The following is a 17,599-nucleotide window of genomic DNA, read 5'->3' as shown; positions in this document are numbered from 1 at the left end:
GTCCGATCGGGCATGGGGAAAGGTGAATTTGTGCGACTGACTGGCTGGGTGTTGCTGCTGATCGGCGGGCTGCTGTGCGCCACGATTTCGTGGGCCGCGCTCGGCTTCCTGCTGATGGGCGTCGGCCTGATCGCGCTGCAGGTCGACGAGCGGCGCCGGCGTCCGGCCGATGCTGCCGTGCCGGCTGGCGCCTCGGGATTTACCCCGCCGCGCCTCAGCGACGGGCTGCAACCGCCGACCCGCGACCCGATCGCAGGCCAGGATACCGGGCAGCGTCAGCCGCGCCGGGTGGCCTGGCCCGACAAGAAGGGCGACGCAGCCTACGACCGGGAGACTTACGACGGGGAGGCCTGGCGCCGGCTGGTCGAGAGCGATCCTGATCTCGCCCAGATCGCCAATGTGCTCGCCGATTACGGCCCGCAATATGTCGACGAACTGGCGGTGAGCTATTTGGCCGCCCCCGACAAGGGCCGCCTGGGGGCGATCGTCGACGGCATCATCGCGCGCGCCCGGGACGGTCAGCCGAGCCCGCCGCCGCCCGCACCGGTCGAAGCACCGCGGCCACCGCCGCTTCCGCCCCCGCCGCAGCCGAAGCAGGTGACCATCCCTGCCGCCAAGCCCGCGACTTCGCCAAGCAATCGCGCAAACGCGCTCGAAGCGTCCCTGCTCGCCACGGTCGAGGAGGCTTCCGCCAAAATGGCCGCCGAACGCGCCGGTCTCTTCAAGCCGGGCAAGGCCACCGACAGCCGGCCGCAGGCGGCGAGCCAGCGGGAACCGCAGTTCGGTCGCGCCACCCGGGACGCGAAGCCCGCCGGGCCGCCGCCGGTGCCGGTCACACAGCCGCCGATGCCGGCTACACCGCCGCCCATGCCGGCCGACACGCCCGCCGACCTCGAAGCATCGTTGATCGCCGCCGTCGGCGAGGCCGCCGCCCGGCGCGCGGACGCCCCCAAGGACGCCCCCAAGGATGCATCCAAGGATGCATCCAAGGATGCGTCCAAGCCGGCACCGGAGTCAGCGCCGCCGGCAAGGCCCGAGCCCGAAATCCGCGCGGTCGCGCCCGCCGCCCCACCGACGCCACCTCCGCCGGCTCCCGCTGCGCCCGCCAAGACGCCAGCTGCGACGACACCACCCGCGAAGACAGCGGCCGATAATCTCGACGAGACGCTGCTCGCGGCGCTGGCCGAGATTTCCGGTCAGAAAATCAAGGGCGAGACCAAGCCGGACGCGGCGTCCAAGGGCCCATCCGGTCCACCGGCCGACGACGGGCTGTCCGACATGATCAGGAAGTTCGCACCGGACTCGAACTTCCTGCGCAAGACCTAACGGCGCGGCTCAGACACCCGCCACCGACGCCCAGATATCGGCGAGCTTGCGCTTGACGATCTGCATCCGCGTTTGCGGCGCGACCTTCTCCTCTTCCTCCGGCAGGCGCAGGCCGACGACGTTGACGCGGCCGCCGCTGATGCTGCGCGCCACCAGCACGATCTCGTCGAGCGCCAGTTCGGCCCCTTCCTTCGGCGCGCGGTCGAGATTGATGTCGAAATAGTCGGCGAGCGTCAGCTTGGCCTGGTGTTCGTCGACCTTGACGCCGTAGATCTCGGCGAGCTCGCCGATCGTATGCTCCGCCGACACCATAAAGTCGCCGAGCAGATGCGGATCGGGCGCGCTCGACGGCGCCATGTCGACGAAGAAGCGGTCGAGCGCCTCGGCGCGCTCCGGCGGCGCCAGCAGATAGATGTAGTCGCCGGGCGCGACCGGATCGGCCTCGGTCGGCGTCAGGATCCGCTCGTCGCGGATCACCAGCGTCGGCTTCGACCAGGACGGGATCAGCCCGCGGCGGAAGTACAGGCTCTTCGGCCGCACCGGATAACCGACCAGCTGCTGCTCGAGTTGGCCAGGCAAATCGAGCTCGACGCGGCGCGGGCCGCGTTCGGCGCGCGGCAGCGCGACATGCAGCCGCCGCGCCGCCGGCGCCAGCGTCCAGCCCTGCAACAGCAGCGAGATGATGACGACGACGAAGGCGACATCGAAATAGAGATAGGCCTTCGACAGACCGACCAGCATCGGGATCGAGGCGAGGAAGATCGCGACCGCGCCGCGCAGGCCGGTCCAGGCGATGAAGACCTTCTCCCGCCAGTTGAACTTGAACGGTGCGAGGCAGATCAGCACCGCCAGCGGCCGCGCCACCAGCATCAGCGCGAACGCCACCAGCACGGCGCCGCCGGCGCTGGAGAGCAGGCGATGCGGCGAGACCAAGAGGCCGAGCAGCACGAACATCACGATCTGCGCCAGCCAGGTCGCGGCGTCGAGGAACGTCACCACCGAATTATGCGCGCGGGTCGGCCGGTTGCCGATGATGATACCGGCGAGATAGACCGCGAGGAATCCCGAGGCGTGCACGATCTGCGAGCCGCCGAAGATCACCAGTGCCGCTGTGGTCACGAACGGCGCATGCAGGCCCTGCGGCAGCGCCACATAGTTCAGCGCGATCACCACCAGCCGGCCGCCGATCACCCCGATAATGGCGCCGAACACGGCCTCCTGGATGAACTCCAGCGCGATGTGCGAGGCCGAGCTCTGGCCGATCGAGATGAACTCGACCAGCATCAAGGTGAGGAAGATCGCGAACGGATCGTTGGTGCCGGATTCCGCCTCCAGCGTCGCGCCGACGCGCGGGCGCAGGCGCAGGCCCTGGGTGTGTACCAGCAGGAACACGGCAGCCGCGTCGGTCGAGGCCACGACGGCGCCGACCAACAGCGACTCGGTCCAGTTGAGGTCGAGCACAAAACGGGCGACCGGCGCCGTGATCAGCGCGGTCAACAGCACGCCGGCGGTCGCCAGCATCATCGAGGGCGCCAGCACGGTGCGGATGCTGGCGAACCGCGTCTTCAATCCGCCGTCGAACAGGATCAGCGCCAGCGCCACCGAGCCGACCAGATAGGTGGTGCGGACGTCGTCGAACTGCAGCCGGCCGGGGCCCGAATCGCCCGCCAGCATGCCGACCAGCAAGAACACCAGCAGCAAGGGAGCGCCGAACCGCAAGGCCAGCAGGCTCGACAGGATGCCGGCCATCACCAGCACCGCACCGAGCAGGATCGCTATACTGACGGAGTCGAGGGATGCCATGCGCCTTCGGAGGTCTCAAATACTTGCAATTGCATCCTTATCGTCGCCACACTGGGACGCCAACCGATTTCTGACATAAGCGGCAATGTGCCCGGTCTCATCAGCCCTAGGTCGCCCCGACACTGTGTTGTATCGATGGTCGCGTGCGCGCCTTTGTGGGATTCTCGCTGGGCTTTCGAATCACATTTGGCTGACCCGCGCTTCGAGTTGAGATTTTGCCGATGGACATGAACTGGAAGGACGTCCTCGAATCGATCCAAATGGCGGCGCGCTCGGTCGGCGCCGAGGTCGCCTCGCCCTGGTTCTATCTGCAATTCGGCATCATCCTCGCCGCCGCGGGCCTCGCCTACGCCGCCGACACCGCCATTCATGCGCGGGTCGACATGTCGTCGCTGGCGATGCGCTGGCCGCTGCCGCTCCGGCACTTCGCCCGCGTGATGGTGAAGAGCGCTTCCACCGCCGTGTTCGCGGTCCTGATGATCATCTCCCGCATCGTGATGTGGCACGCGACCTGGCCGAGCCGCAGCTATCTGATCGCGGTCTCCGCCAAGCTGGCGCTGGCCTGGCTGGTGATCCGCCTCGTCACCTCGGTGATCGACAACGCCTTCATCGTGAAAACAGTCTCGATCGCGGCCTGGCTGGTCGCCGCGCTCAGCATCATCGGCCAACTCGATTGGGCGGCCGACACGCTGGATGCGTATGCGGTCGTGGTCGGCGGCCTGCGGCTTTCCCCGCTGCTGCTGATCAAGGCCGGCGCGCTCCTGATCGTGGCGCTGTGGCTGACCAACCTCGCCGGCAATTTCGCCGAGAGCCGCATCAACCGCGCCACCGATCTGACGCCGTCGATCCAGGTGCTGCTGGTCAAGATCATCCGTATCGGATTGATGGTGACGGCGATCGTGATCGCGCTTGGCGCGGTCGGCATCAACCTCTCCGCGCTCGCAGTGTTCACCGGCGCGGCCGGCGTCGGCATCGGTCTCGGCCTGCAGAAGATCGTCGCCAATTTCATCAGCGGCCTGATCCTGTTGGTCGACAAATCGGTCAAGCCCGGCGATCTCGTCACGATCGGCGACAATTCGGGCCGGATCAGCGCGATGAAGACCCGCTACATCTCGGTCGCCGCCGGCGACGGCCGCGAGTTCCTGATCCCGAACGAGGACCTGGTGACGCAGAAGGTCACCAACTGGACCTATACCGACAAGAACACGCTGGTGAAGATCGCCTTCTCCACCAATTACGACGCCAATCCGCGGCAGGTCTGCAAGCTCGCGATCACGACCGCGGCGGCCCATCCGCGCGCCACCAAGGGGCGGACCCCGAACTGCATCCTGACCGAGTTCGCCGAGGCCGGGATGAAATTCTCCCTGACCTTCTGGATCGCCGACCCCGACGGCATGGACAATGTGAAGAGCGACGTCATGCTGTCGCTGTGGGACGCCTTCAAGCAGGAGGGCATCAGGGTGCCCTACCCGGTGCGGGAACTCCGCATCCGCGGCGGCGCGCTGCCGGTCGAGAGCGTGGTCGAGGTCTCCAATTAGCGCTTGCGCACCGTTTTTTCTCAGGAGCGGCGGCCGCTGTTCCGGATATGGCCTGAAAAATCAAGCCGTTTGGACATGTCCCCATGCCCAAGCTTGGCTTGCGCCGGGCGCGCCGATCATTAAATTAGGGCCTGAAATCAGCCCCTTGCCCGCAGAAACAGCCCGCCCATGAGCTATATCGACGCCACCGACACCTCGCTTCGCAAGACCGGTCAGATCAAGCTGCACGGACCGAGCGGCTTTGCCGGCATGCGCAAGGCGGGCGCCTTGGTGTCGAAATGCCTCGACGCGCTCACCGACATCGTCAAGCCGGGCATCCCGACTTCGGTCATCGACGAGTTCGTTCGCAAGTTCGCCTTCGACCACGGCGCCTATCCGGCGACGCTGATGTATCGCGGCTATCGCTACTCGACCTGCACCTCGATCAATCACGTGGTCTGCCACGGCATGCCGGGCGACCGCCCGCTGAAGGAAGGCGACATCGTCAATGTCGACGTCACCTTCATCGTCGATGGCTGGTACGGCGACTCCAGCCGCATGTATGCGATCGGCGCCATCGCGCGGAAGGCCGAGCGGCTGATCGAGGTGACCTATGAGGCGATGATGCGCGGCATCGCCGCGGTGAAGCCCGGCGCCACCACCGGCGATATCGGCCACGCCATCCAGAGCTATGTCGAACCGCAAGGCATGAGCGTGGTGCGCGACTTCTGCGGCCACGGCCTCGGCCGCCTGTTCCACGACGAGCCGAACATCATCCACATCGGCCGCCCCGGCGAAGGCGCGCCGCTGAAGCCCGGCATGTTCTTCACGATCGAGCCGATGATCAATCTCGGCAAGCCGCATGTGAAGATCCTGTCCGACGGCTGGACCGCGGTGACCCGCGACCGTTCGCTGTCGGCGCAGTTCGAGCACTCGGTCGGCGTCACCGCCGACGGCGTCGAGATCTTCACGCTGTCCGAGCGCCATGGCGAGAAGCCGTGGGTCCAGGTCTAATCGGGTTTCAGCTGTAACCGTCCTCGTCAGAAGTCGCTGCGCGTGCGCTCGATGATCTCCTCGGGCGTATGGTTCTCTCCGATCGACATCGCGCAGATCCGCGACAGATGCAGATAGGACAGTCCGGTCTCCTCCGCCCAGGCATTGAACTGCGCCTGCACCTTGGCGAGATCGCGCTTCGACTTGACCTCCTCGGCGATATCGAGGCCGGCATCGCGCAAGCAGGCGACCACGTCGCGCGAGGTGACGAAGCCGTCCCAACCGAGGAAGCGCAGCAGCATCTGTCCGGTGTTGCCGCCGAGCCGGCTGCCGCGCTTCGCCAATAGTTCCAGCAGTCCGACCTCATCCGATGACGGCCAGGCGCTAAGGAATTTTCCGAAGCTGCCGTGCTCGCGCGCGATCTCCTGCACGAAGCGGCCGTTGTCGCGCACCGACATGATCTTGGCGCCGTTGCGCACGATCCTGGCGTCGCTGACCAGCTTCTCCCAGAATTCGTCGGGCTTGAAGGCGAGCTTGGCGGGCTGAAAGCCGAGAAACGCCTCCTCGAAGCCCGGCCATTTGGCGTCAATCACGCTCCAGGCAAAGCCCGCGCAGAACACGCGCCTGGTCATCTCGGCCAGCACGCGGTCGTCGCCGAGCTTGGCCAGCGCCTTGGCGCCCGCCGGCGGCCGCAGCAGCTTCTCCAGCGCCTTCGGCCCGCCCTTGCGCTTCTCGGCGCGCGAGCGGATCACCTTGAATGAAGTCACGCCGCCCTCCCCCTCTTGCTCTCGAACCGTTGCAGCCGACGGTAATTCGTCCGAAGCATCGTGGCAAACCGGGCAGTTGCATCGGCTCTTGCAAATCGCCGCGAGCACGGCATGGTTGTGGCCGATGCCCGCCAAGCACGATACCAGCGACGACGAAGCCAGCGAGACGCCGCATTATCACGGCCATCGCGAACGGCTGCGCGAGCGCTTCTATGCGGCCGGACCGGACGCGCTGACCGACTATGAACTCTTGGAAATGGCGCTGTTCGCCGCGATCCCGCGCCGCGACACCAAGCCGTTGGCCAAGGCGCTGTTGAAGAAGTTTGGCTCGTTCGCCGAGGTGGTGCACGCGCCGGTGGCGCGGCTGCGCGAGGTCGAGGGCGTCAAGGATGCCTCGATCAACCAGCTCAAGCTGCTCGCCGCCGCCGCCGGCCGGATCGCCAAGGGCGAGATCAGGCGCAACATCGCGCTGTCGTCCTGGAACGACGTCATCGACTATTGCCGCACCGGCATGGCGTTCGCAGACAAGGAGCAGTTCCGCCTGTTGTTCCTCGACAAGCGCAACCAGCTGATCGCCGACGAGGTGCAGCAGACCGGCACCGTCGATCACACCCCGGTCTATCCGCGCGAGGTGATCAAGCGCGCGCTGGAATTGTCCGCCACCGCGCTGATCCTGGTGCACAACCATCCGTCCGGCGACCCGACGCCGTCGCAGGCCGACATCCAGATGACGAAAGCCATCGTCGACATCGCAAAGCCGCTCGGGATCGCCGTGCACGATCACATCATCGTCGGCAAGAACGGCCATACCAGCTTCAAGGGCATGCGGCTGATTTAAGGGAGGTGTTCGCAACGCCCTCACCGTCGTCCCGGCGTAGTGCGCAATTGCGCACGGGGGCCGGGACCCATAACCAGGGATGCGTTGTCGAAGCACGCTGTGGCTCCAGCTTTGCAAGCCAATTTGCTTTCGTGGTTATGGGTCCGGGTCGCGCTGCGCTTGCCCGGGACGACATCGAGATTGTGGCAGAGAGTCATGCGTCCGAATTCTCGCGACATCTCTTGCCGAGCCTTGCATCTCGTTCCGCCCGCGTCATACGAACCAAGCGTAACTGCCGCTAAACAAGCCCATGCAACGTTTTCCGCACGGCGGCGTTTGTTGCAGATTGATCTGGCGGCCTGACAGGGGCCTTGGGGGACCGATGTCCGATTTCGTCATCGAGGAAGGGCTGCCCTATCCGCTGGGCGCCCATTGGAGTGGTCACGGCACCAATTTCGCGGTGTTTTCCGCCAACGCCACCAAGGTCGAGGTGTGCCTGTTCGACGGCGGGCGCGAGACGCATCGCTTCGAGCTGCCCGAATACACCGACCAGGTGTTTCACGGCTTCATCAATGGCGTGCAGCCGGGGACGTTCTACGGCTATCGCGTCTACGGTCCCTACCAGCCGGACGGCGGCCACCGCTTCAATCCGAACAAGCTGCTGCTCGATCCCTACGCCTGCGCCCATGCCGGCAGCCTGACCTGGAATCCGGCGGTGTTCGGCTACAAGATGGAGAGCGGCGACGACCTCACCTTCGACGAGCGCGACAGCGCGCCGTTTATGCCGAAATGCGTGGTGGTCGATCCCAATTTCAACTGGGTCCAGGAGGCGCAACGGCAGGACGTTCACTGGGACGAGACCGTGGTCTACGAGACCCACGTCAAGGGGTTCACCAAACAGCACCTAGGCATCGACGAACATTTGCGCGGCACATATGCGGCCTTCGGCTCGAACGCCGCGATCGATCATCTCAAGGCGCTCGGCATCACCTCGGTCGAGCTGCTGCCGGTGCATTCCTTCATCAACGACAGCAACCTGCTGGACAAGCACCTCACCAATTACTGGGGCTACAACACCATCGGCTTCTTCGCGCCGGATCCGCGCTACGCCGCCGACGTGCCGAACAGCCTGCGCGAATTCAAGGAGATGGTGTCGCGGCTGCATGGCGCCGGCCTCGAAGTCATTCTCGATGTCGTCTACAACCACACCGCCGAAGGTAATGAGCGCGGCCCGACGCTGTCGTTCAAGGGTATCGACAATGCGAGCTATTACCGGCTGCTGCCGGACAAGCGGCGCTACTACATCAACGACACCGGCACCGGCACCACGGTGAACCTGTCACATCCGCGGGTGATCCAGATGGTGATGGACAGCCTGCGCTACTGGGCCGGCCACATGCATGTCGACGGCTTCCGCTTCGATCTCGGCACCATCCTGGCGCGGGAAGTCTACGGTTTCGACGAGCAGTCCGGCTTCCTCAAGGCGATGAACCAGGACCCGTTGCTCGCGACCGTCAAGCTGATCGCCGAGCCCTGGGACTGCGGCCCCGGCGGCTACCAGGTCGGCGGCTTTCCGGCGGGCTGGGCGGAGTGGAACGACAAATACCGCAACGTCGTGCGCGATTTCTGGCGCGGCGAGGCGGCGCCAGGCAGCCTGGCGCCGCGGCTGCTCGGCTCGCACGATGTGTTCAACCGCGAGGGCCGCCGTACCTGGGCCAGCGTCAACTTCGTCACTGCACATGACGGGTTCACGCTGAACGACTGGGCGAGCTACAACAACAAGCACAACGAGGCCAACGGCGAGCACAACAATGACGGCTCGTCGGACAACCACTCCTGGAATTGCGGCGCCGAGGGCCCGACCGACAATCCGGATATCCGCACTTTGCGCGAACGGCAGAAGCGCAACATGCTGGCGACGCTGCTGGCATCGCAGGGCACGCCGATGCTGCTCGGCGGCGACGAGTTCGGCCGCACCCAGCGCGGCAACAACAATGCGTACTGCCAGGACAACGACATCTCCTGGTTCGACTGGAATTTTTCCGACGACGCCGAGAAGCTGCTCGCTTTCACCAAGCGGATGATCAAGCTGCGGCGCGACTACCCGATCCTGCGTCGCAGCCGCTTCCTCTCCGGCGATCGCGATCCGCAGCTCGAGATCCGCGACGTGGTCTGGATCGGCACGACAGGCGCCGAGATGACGCAGACCGACTGGAGCACCGGCTGGATCAAATGCTTCGGCGTCGTGCTCGACGGCCGCGCCCGCAAGACCGCGATCGCGCGTGAGGGCGAGGACGACACTGTGCTTGTCATCCTCAACAGCTACGAGGGCGAGGTCGGCTTCAAGCTACCGCGGACGTCAGCCGGACCGCGCTGGTCGTTGCTGCTGGATACCAACGCGCCGGAACAGCCGGCAGGCGCGCATTTTGCGTTCGACGGCACGTACAAGGCGGTGGGGCGTTCGTTCGTGCTCTTCACCGCCGGCGAGGTGAAGTCATCCCCGTAGCCCGTTGGCTCCACTCGGGCTGCGGTCCGCCTTCTACTTCCCCCTGAAAGGGGGAAGGTCGGGATGGGGGTCAGCCGCAGGCGATGCTGTTTACGGAGAGAGCAAATCCCCGCCCGCTTAGCTCTGCCGAGCAAGGCGACCTCCCCTTTTCAAGGGGAGGTTGCCGTCCCGCGACCCCGTCGGCCAATTGACATTCGGCCGCGGGCTGCCAGACTTCGCAGAAAATTAGGGGTGGAGACCTCTGGATGGCCAATCTTTCGGCCTCAAATCACGTCGCCCGTGTTTTGTCGGCGGCCAACCAGGTGGCCGGCGTCGACACCGAGACGCGGATCGCCGCGTCCTGGCGGCGCTGCCTGGTCAATCACAACCTCGACCCGGCCCGGCGCGGGCCGCCGCAGACGCTGACCGAGGCCGAGGTCCGGCACATCGCCGAGCCGATGGAGGATTTGATCCAGGTCGCGATCCCGGAACTGGAAGACCTCGCCCGCGTGCTTCACGACTCCGGCTACTGCGTCAATCTCGCCGATCCCAACGCCACCATGCTGGTGAGCAGGCTGCCTGACGGCGACTACGCGCGGATGTTCCTGGAATGGAAGATCTACACCGGCTCGAACTTCGCCGAGACGTTCGAGGGCACCAACGGGCTCGGCACCGCGCTCGCCGAGCAGCGGCCGATCCTGGTGCATGGCGACGAGCATTTCCGCGAGCAGTGGCACATGTTCACCTGCGCGGTGTCACCGCTGTTCGATCATGCCGGGAGGCTCGCCGGCGCCGTCAACATCACCTCGTGCCGCAGCGATCTCGGCCGCAGCGCGCATGAACTGGCGCTCGCCGTCACCACGGAGGCAACGCGGCGGATCGAGCAGTCGTTCTTCCGCCGGCGCTACCGCGCCTCCTGGATCGCGATGCTGCCCGGCGACGGGCACGGCATGCTGGCCTATGACGACGACCGCCGTGTCGTCGGCGCGTGCCGCACCGCGCGCGCCGCGTTCGGCCTGACCGATGCGATGATCGAGGACGGCATCGACCTGTCGCATCTCATTCAACTGGACGATCGCGCGACACGCGCCTCGGACGAGCAGATCGCGCTGCGCCGCGCCGACGGCACGCCGTGGGGACGCGGCCATCTGGCGCCGCCGGTGCGGGCGCGTTCGCCGCGTCCACCATCCACACCGCCGCGCGAAAAGCCGGCCGGACAGTTTTCCGGCCTGCACCGGCTGGCGGGCCGCGATCCCGTGCTGATCAAGGGCGTGAAGCGGCTGATGACGGTCGGCAATCTCGATCTGCCGATCCTGCTGCATGGCGAGACCGGCGCCGGCAAGGACGTGTTCGCGCGCGCCATCCATACCGCGAGCAACCGCGCCGGCCGCAACTATGTCGCGCTGAACTGCGCGGCGATGCCGGAGAGCCTGATCGACGCCGAGCTGTTCGGCTACGAGGCCGGCGCCTTCACCGGCGCGCGGCGCGAGGGATCGAAGGGGCTGATCGTGCAGGCCTCTGGCGGCACGCTGTTCCTCGACGAGATCGGCGACATGCCGCTTTCGCTGCAAACCCGGCTGCTGCGCGTGCTGGAAAACCGCGAGGTCTGGCCACTCGGCGCGCTGAAGCCCGTCGCCGTCGACATCCGCCTGATCAGCGCCACGCACCGCGATCTGGCGCGGATGGCGGAGGACGGCAGCTTCCGCTCCGATCTATATTACCGGCTGCGCGGCATGGAGATCCGCCTGCCCGCGTTGCGCGAGCGCGCCGACCGCAAAGACGTCATCGCACAGATCGCCGACGAGGAAGCGCCGCACTGCCGCATCGCAACCGACGCCTGGGCGCAGCTGATGGCCTATCCGTTCCCCGGCAACATGCGCCAGCTTCGCCACGTGCTGCGGCTCGCCGGCGCCACCGCGGAGGACGGCGTCATCAGCGAGGCGGATCTCGATCTGCCGCCGTTCAGCGCACGCGGTGCGGAGGCCGATCACACCGCGAGCGAGCGCGCCGCGATCGTCGATGCATTGCGTGCCAATGACGGAAGAGTGACGGACGCGGCCAAGGCGCTCGGGCTCAGCCGCGCGACGTTGTACCGGAAGATCAAGGCGTTGGGGATCGCGCTGGACAGCTAGACCAGAACCGCCCCTGCTGTTCCGGCGGCGCCTGAAGGGTGCTATCATACACCTTTCATTCAACGCCACGGAGCGGGTCCCATGACACGGTTTCCCCTCGCTGTGGTCGTTGGCCTCATTGCCGCGACCATTTCGCAGCCTGCCGCCTCGGATTCCACTGAGCAACGATTGGGCAAAGTGCATTTTGTGACATCCTGCAAGCCTGAAGCGCAGGAGCTGTTCGATCGCGCCATGCTGTATCAGCATTCGTTCTGGTACAGCGCGTCGCGGCGCACCTTCGAGGAGGTGCTGGAGGCCGACCCGCAATGCGCCATCGCCTATTGGGGCATCGCGCTCAGCTATCTCTACAATCCGCACGCGCCGCCGCCACCGGAAAACCTTCCGCTCGGCCTTGAAGCCGCGAAAAAAGGTCAGGCGCTGAATGCCGGCACCCCGCGCGAGCGCGAATACATCGATGCGATCGCGGCGATGTATGTCGACTACGACAAGGTCGATCACCGCACCCGCGTGCAGCGTTTCCTCGCGGCCGAAGAGCAGGTCGCGACGCACTATGCCGACGATGACGAGGCGCAGATCGCCTATGCGATCACGCTCAACGTCGCGGCGTCCCCGGCCGACAAGACCTATGCCAACCAGCTGAAGGGCGCGGCGCTGCTCGAACCGATCTTCAAGCGCCAGCCCGAACACCCCGGCATCGCCCACTATCTGATCCATCTCTACGACTACCCGGCGCTCGCGGAGAAGGGCCTCCCCGCGGCGATGCGCTATGCCAAGATCGCCGAACACGCGCCGCATGCCCAGCACATGCCGTCGCACATCTTCACGCGCGTCGGCTACTGGAAGGAGTCGATCGCCTCGAACAAGGAATCCGCGCGCATCGCCAGGGAAGACGGCGAACAGCAGGACCAGGCGCACGCGATGGACTATCTGGTCTATGCCTATCTCCAGCTCGGCCAGGACAAGGAAGCGCGTGCGGTGATCGACGAGCTCGGCAAGCTTCAGTTCAAGCTCGACCGGTTCGCCGGCCCCTTCGCGGTGGCGGCAAGCCAGGCCCGCTATGTCTTCGAACGCGGCGACTGGAAGGGAGCCGCCGCGCTTGAAGTGCATCCGACCAAATACGCCTATGCGGATGCCATCACCTATTTCGCCCGCGCGGTCGGCGCCGCGCGCTCCGGTGACCCCGCCGCCGCCAAGGCCGATGTCGCGAAGCTGGTCGAGCTGCGCGACAAGTTGAAGGACGCCAAGGACGCCTACTGGTCCAACATCGTCGACATCCAGCAGCAGATCGCGAGCGCCTGGGTGCTGTACGCGGAAGGCAAATACGACGATGCGCTCAGCGCGATGAATGCCGCCGCGGAGGCGGAAGCCAAGACCGAGAAGCATCCCGTCACCCCGGGACCGCTGGCGCCGGCGCGCGAGCTCTACGCGGCGATGCTGCTCGATCGCGGCATGGCCAGGGAGGCGCTCGCCGCCTATGAAGCCGTGCTCAAGAAGGAGCCGAACCGGCTGGCGACTTATCTCGGCATGATCAAGAGCGCCAAGGCAGCCGGCGATCAGGCCAAGATCCGGGAATGCGCTGATCAGATTGCCCGGCTTACCGCGGATGCCGACCTGTCGCGGCCGGAGCTGATCGAATTGCGCCAGACGACCGGAAGCAAGCTGTGATGCCACTGATGACATGGCGCAACGGTGGAGCGGCGCTGCTCGGCGCCGTTGCGCTATCGCTTTGCTATACCCTGCCGCTCGGCGCGATGGAGATCCTCGGCCAGGCCGGCGTGCTCGGCGAATGGGAGCTGACCGGACATCTCACCGAAACCGCGCCAGGCGCGCCGAGGCAGTTCTCCGGACCGCTCAAGATGAAGCATGTGGGCATCTGCACGCAGGACGGGCCGGACGAACGCGCCGGAGAAATCAGGCTGCAAATCACGGGTGCGGATTCGCAGGTCACGGCCGAACTGGTGCTGGACGGCGCGCCCTGCACCTTCAGCGCCCGCAAGACGCGCAATTACGAGGGCACGCTGTCCTGCGAAGGACGCGCGCCCGTTCCGTTGCTGGTGTGGCTCAAATAGGCGCTGTAGTTAGGCTTCGGCCGTCACGCCGCCGGCCGCGCGCGGCGCAGCCATTCGTTCAGATCGATCCGGCCGAGGCGCGCCTCGCCGAGCGGCACCAGCGAGTGCTGCTCGACCCGGCCGCCCCAGTAAAGCGCGTCAGGGTCTTTCACCACCTCGCGCGGGTCGCCTTTTGCCTTCAGATAGCGCGCCACGATCTCGTTGAACGGCGCGCGGTCCGGACCTGCGATCTCGACGATGCCGTTGCGCGGCGGCTCGAGCGCGATATCGGCGACGAGCGCGGACACGTCCTCCGCCGCGATCGGCTGGAACAGGCCGGGCGAGAGCCTGATGGTGTTGCCAACCACGCCCGCATCGGCGATCGCGCCGACGAATTCCATGAACTGCGTCGCGCGGATGATGGTGTAGGCAATCCCGGACGCCTCGATCAGCTTCTCCTGTGCGACCTTGGCGCGGAAGTAGCCGTTCTCGGGCGTGCGGTCGGTGCCGACGATCGACAGCGCGACATGGTGCTTGACGCCGGCCGGCTTCTCCGCCGCCAGCAGGTTGCGGCCGGAGGTCTCGAAGAACTCCATCACCGCCTTGTTCTCGAACGAGGGCGAATTGGCGAGGTCGATCACGACCGCCGCGCCGGCCAGCGCCTCTTTCAGCCCCTCGCCGGTGATCGCATTGATGCCGTTCTTCGGCGAGGCCGCGACGACGTCATGGCCGCGCTGGCGCAGGATGGCTGTGGTCCTGGAGCCGATCAGTCCGGTACCGCCGATCACAACGATCTTCATGGTGATACTCCTTTGTCGGTGACGAGATCTCTTGAGACGTGCTTGCCGGATTTGCCGGCGGCAATCGTCATGGATACGTCGCGCTACCTCTTCGGTCGCTCTCTCACACGCAACCACGCTATAGTACGCCACGGCAGTTCTGATGTCGCGGAGTCTGTCGTCTGATGCGCGCGAGCCGTTGGTGGCTACGCTTGCTGAACCTTCTACCGTCGCGTAGACTAACGCGTGCGTTCCAGCCAGCGTGCTGGGGTACCGAAAGCTTCGGCCGCTGCCGGGATATCACCGCGGGCTCTCTTTCGTGCTGCAACGCAAATGCTGGGCATGACGTATAGCCCGCTGTGCACTCCTTGATTTGATTTCAGCAAACGCAGGAGGAGTCGATGCGGAATTTTATCACCTTTTTCGTTTCCAGCGTGGCAATCGTCGTTGCGGCGTCGACCGCCGTAGCGGGTGAGAAAGTGCTCGAGTTCAAGCTCGTCACCAAGCCTGTCGACGTCAAGGTCATCGAGGCAGCAAACGTCGAAGGGCAGACGGTCGTTTCCGGCAAGTTCTTTGGTGTCGCCGTCTTCAGTGATGGCCATATCGGGGTGAAGGAGTTCGTCCATTCAGGAGACATGCTGAAGGGCTCGGGCTCCTATTACGGTTACAGCACCTACACGTTCGAAGAAGGCGCGATCACGGCGCGCTACACCGGCGCGGTCAAAGACGGAAAGTCAAACGGCGAATATACGATCCTCTCGGGCACGGGCGCCTATGCGAATGCGACGGGCACAGGAACGATCGAAAGCGCGCCGAACCCGTTCAAGGGGGTCAATCTTCTGAACATCAAACTGGTCGTGAGAACGCCGGGGTCATAGCAGCGCAGCGTCCGCAGGATCACAGCAAGGACAGCGACGCCTCGCATGGCGTTGGCCCGGCCACCTGTCGCATGGCCGGGCCGAAGCCATCAAGCGCGGCGCAAGACGGGTCGTCAGCATTGCGCCTCCAAGGCGACGCAGCCCGACAGCCCTCAAACGATCGAGAGAGGATCGGTCGCCTGGACCCGTCCGCCTTGCAGATGTCCGTACGTTTCAGGAAAACTCGTTCCAGCTCACGCGGCGCGCGTCGAGGTCGCCGAGTTCGACCGGATCGTGGATGTTGCGCACGCTCTGGAAGCCGGAGCGCAGATAGATCAGCGGGTCGACCGTGGTCGCGGCGCGGACGTGCTGGACCTCGCCGATGAAGATCGAATGGGTCTTGGTCTCGAGCTCCTGCGCCAGCACGCAGTCGAACGCCGCGACGGCATCCTCCAGCACCGGGGCGCCGGTGGCGCCGGTGGTCCAGCGCCCAAACGCAAAACGGTCGTCGCCGTTGACGCCCTTCTGCCCGGAGAAGGTCAGCGCCAGCAGCGCGTGGTCCTCGTTCAGGAAGTTGATGACGAAATGGCGCTCCTCACGGATGCGCTGATGCGCGCTGGCGTTACGGTTAACGCAGACCAGGACCGAGGGCGGATTGTCCGACAGCGAGCAGGCCGAGGTCACGGTCAGGCCGGTGCGCTGCCCGGTCTCGGAGCCGACCGTCACCAGCGCGACGGCGCCCGCGCAATGGCGCATCGCCTGCTTGAAACTCTGTGCGTCGACCGTCATGCCGCAAACCCTGTTTGAGCATGATCCTGCTCGGAAAGCCGCTTCGCACTTTGCGCCAACGCGGCCCTCCGGGTCCGGATCATGCTTCGGTGAAAAACACTCCGTTCAAGATATGCGAGGCGGGGTGCGAGGCAAGCCCCGCACCCCGCGCAGCTGTCATGCAGCCTTCTCGAACTCGGCGCCGAGATGCTTGAGCCGCGGCATCACCTCGTTCTTGAGCAGGTCCAGCGAGTGCCGCCAGGCTTCGGGCTTGTGCTTGTAGTCGAAGCCGAACACACAGAGGACACCGAAGCCGCCGACCTCCCGGTAGATCTTCTCGATCTTCTCGGTGACCGTCGCGGGCGAGCCGACGATCCAATTCCGGCGCGCGCAATATTCGACAGTGACGTCGCTGTCGGGCACGTCGGGCGCGTGCTTCAGATAGTCCTTGAAGCCGAAATGGCCGAGCAGCGGCAGGAAGTACTCGCTCATCATCCGGCCCATCATGTCGCCGGTCGACAGCTTCCACGCCTCCTCATCGGTATCCGCCACGAACACCTCGCGCACCAGCCGCCAGTCCTTGCGGCTCGGCTTGCGGCCGGTCTTGGCGGCACCTGCCTCGACCGAATCCCAGTGGCTGCCGACATAGGCCGGGTTGAGGTTGAGGCTCATCGGGATGAAGCCGCGCTCGCCGGCGAGCTTCAAGGTGTCCGAATTCTTCGACAGGCCGGCGACGCCGATCGGCGGGTGCGGGCCCTGCAACGGCTTGATGTGCGGCTTGAGGAAGTCGAACATCGTGTCGGGCTTGCTCACCGTCCAATACTTGCCCTTGTGCGTCCAGGGTCCCGGCTCGGACCACATCTTCAGGATGATCTCGAGCGCCTCGCGGGTCATGTCGCGGTTCTGGCCCGACATGCCGTCGACATTGAACATCGCCCAGTCGCTCGGCAGGCCCGAGGCCGCGACGCCGAAGTTGAGGCGCCCGTTCGAGAGATGATCGAGCATCGCAACGCGGTTCGCGAGCTCGGCGGGATGATGATACGGCAGCAGGAAGCCGCCGGGCCCGATGCGCAGATTCTTGGTCTGCAACAGCGCCTGCGCCACCAGCAGGTCAGGCGACGGATGCGGCTCCCAAGGAGCGGTGTGATGCTCGCCGATCCAGGCCTCCTGGTAGCCGAGCTCGTCGAGCCAGCGCAGCGTCTGCAGGTCCCAGTCGTGGCCCTCCTTCAATCCGCACTCCGGCGGGTGCGAGGGCATCGTGAAATAGCCAAGCTCCATGTGCGTTTCCTTCCTTCGCGTTGGGTTCA

General features: G+C 65.6%; 14 protein-coding genes. 9 read left to right on the top strand and 5 right to left on the bottom strand.

The genetic code is table 11. The annotated features are described in order from the left end of the window. The first annotated feature begins 30 nt into the window (after positions 1-30). On the top strand, positions 31-1,326 hold the full coding sequence (locus tag QA639_RS03860) for a hypothetical protein (protein WP_283089200.1): 1,296 nt from the start codon (positions 31-33) through the stop codon (positions 1,324-1,326). 9 nt (positions 1,327-1,335) lie between these two features. Here QA639_RS03860 and QA639_RS03855 read toward each other — a convergent pair whose 3' ends face one another. Beyond that, the gene (locus QA639_RS03855) at positions 1,336-3,129 is read right to left on the bottom strand and encodes a potassium/proton antiporter (protein WP_157343687.1); all 1,794 of its coding nucleotides are present in this window, start codon (positions 3,127-3,129) and stop codon (positions 1,336-1,338) included. Positions 3,130-3,350: 221 nt separating this feature from the next. On the opposite strand from QA639_RS03855, the gene QA639_RS03850 reads away from it, so the two are divergent. Together QA639_RS03850 and map are read left to right on the top strand one after the other, a co-directional pair. Beyond that, entirely contained in the window at positions 3,351-4,667 is a 1,317-nt protein-coding gene (locus QA639_RS03850; protein ID WP_028335892.1) for a mechanosensitive ion channel family protein, read from the top strand. A gap of 168 nt (positions 4,668-4,835) precedes the next feature. Further along, positions 4,836-5,660 carry a type I methionyl aminopeptidase gene (gene map, locus QA639_RS03845; RefSeq protein WP_016844429.1) on the top strand — a complete coding sequence of 275 codons (825 nt, stop codon included), beginning with the start codon at positions 4,836-4,838 and terminating at the stop codon, positions 5,658-5,660. Between the two features lie 26 nt (positions 5,661-5,686). On the opposite strand, the gene QA639_RS03840 is transcribed toward map, so the two are convergent. Beyond that, the gene (locus QA639_RS03840; RefSeq protein WP_028335893.1) at positions 5,687-6,406 is read right to left on the bottom strand and encodes a DNA-3-methyladenine glycosylase I; all 720 of its coding nucleotides are present in this window, start codon (positions 6,404-6,406) and stop codon (positions 5,687-5,689) included. A gap of 124 nt (positions 6,407-6,530) precedes the next feature. Here QA639_RS03840 and radC point away from each other — a divergent pair, with 124 nt between their 5' ends. The 5 genes from radC to QA639_RS03815 all read left to right on the top strand — a co-directional run bounded on the left by radC (position 6,531) and on the right by QA639_RS03815 (position 13,909). Further along, positions 6,531-7,244: a RadC family protein gene (gene radC / locus QA639_RS03835; protein ID WP_283089199.1), complete on the top strand. Its 714-nt coding sequence runs from the start codon at positions 6,531-6,533 to the stop codon at positions 7,242-7,244. A 361-nt stretch (positions 7,245-7,605) separates the two neighbouring features. Further along, complete coding sequence (gene glgX, locus QA639_RS03830) at positions 7,606-9,729, top strand: glycogen debranching protein GlgX (RefSeq protein WP_283089198.1); 2,124 nt, start codon at positions 7,606-7,608, stop codon at positions 9,727-9,729. A gap of 245 nt (positions 9,730-9,974) precedes the next feature. Next, positions 9,975-11,840: a sigma-54-dependent Fis family transcriptional regulator gene (locus QA639_RS03825; RefSeq protein WP_283089197.1), complete on the top strand. Its 1,866-nt coding sequence runs from the start codon at positions 9,975-9,977 to the stop codon at positions 11,838-11,840. Positions 11,841-11,921: 81 nt separating this feature from the next. Beyond that, a complete protein-coding gene (locus QA639_RS03820) occupies positions 11,922-13,505 on the top strand; it encodes a tetratricopeptide repeat protein (protein ID WP_283089196.1) in 1,584 nt (527 codons plus the stop codon). Beyond that, on the top strand, positions 13,505-13,909 hold the full coding sequence (locus tag QA639_RS03815) for a hypothetical protein (protein WP_028335898.1): 405 nt from the start codon (positions 13,505-13,507) through the stop codon (positions 13,907-13,909). Before QA639_RS03820 ends, QA639_RS03815 begins: the two co-directional genes overlap by 1 nt. 23 nt (positions 13,910-13,932) lie before the next feature. Here the strand turns inward: QA639_RS03815 and QA639_RS03810 are convergent, their stop codons facing one another. After that, entirely contained in the window at positions 13,933-14,688 is a 756-nt protein-coding gene (locus QA639_RS03810; RefSeq protein WP_283089195.1) for an SDR family oxidoreductase, read from the bottom strand. Positions 14,689-15,068: 380 nt separating this feature from the next. Here QA639_RS03810 and QA639_RS03805 point away from each other — a divergent pair, with 380 nt between their 5' ends. Further along, the gene (locus tag QA639_RS03805; protein ID WP_028335900.1) at positions 15,069-15,545 is read left to right on the top strand and encodes a hypothetical protein; all 477 of its coding nucleotides are present in this window, start codon (positions 15,069-15,071) and stop codon (positions 15,543-15,545) included. A gap of 213 nt (positions 15,546-15,758) precedes the next feature. On the opposite strand, the gene QA639_RS03800 is transcribed toward QA639_RS03805, so the two are convergent. Together QA639_RS03800 and QA639_RS03795 are read right to left on the bottom strand one after the other, a co-directional pair. After that, positions 15,759-16,313, bottom strand: coding sequence for a flavin reductase family protein (locus tag QA639_RS03800; RefSeq protein ID WP_016847112.1), 555 nt, complete (start codon positions 16,311-16,313; stop codon positions 15,759-15,761). Between the two features lie 156 nt (positions 16,314-16,469). Beyond that, positions 16,470-17,570, bottom strand: a complete 1,101-nt coding sequence (locus QA639_RS03795) for an LLM class flavin-dependent oxidoreductase (protein ID WP_018269514.1) — start codon at positions 17,568-17,570, stop codon at positions 16,470-16,472. Positions 17,571-17,599 lie beyond the last annotated feature (29 nt).

Origin of the sequence: Bradyrhizobium pachyrhizi (assembly GCF_029714545.1) — a bacterium.
Lineage (GTDB): Bacteria > Pseudomonadota > Alphaproteobacteria > Rhizobiales > Xanthobacteraceae > Bradyrhizobium > Bradyrhizobium pachyrhizi.
The sequence above is the reverse complement of the archived record's forward strand: the minus strand, read 5'-3'. Positions and strand labels throughout refer to the sequence as shown.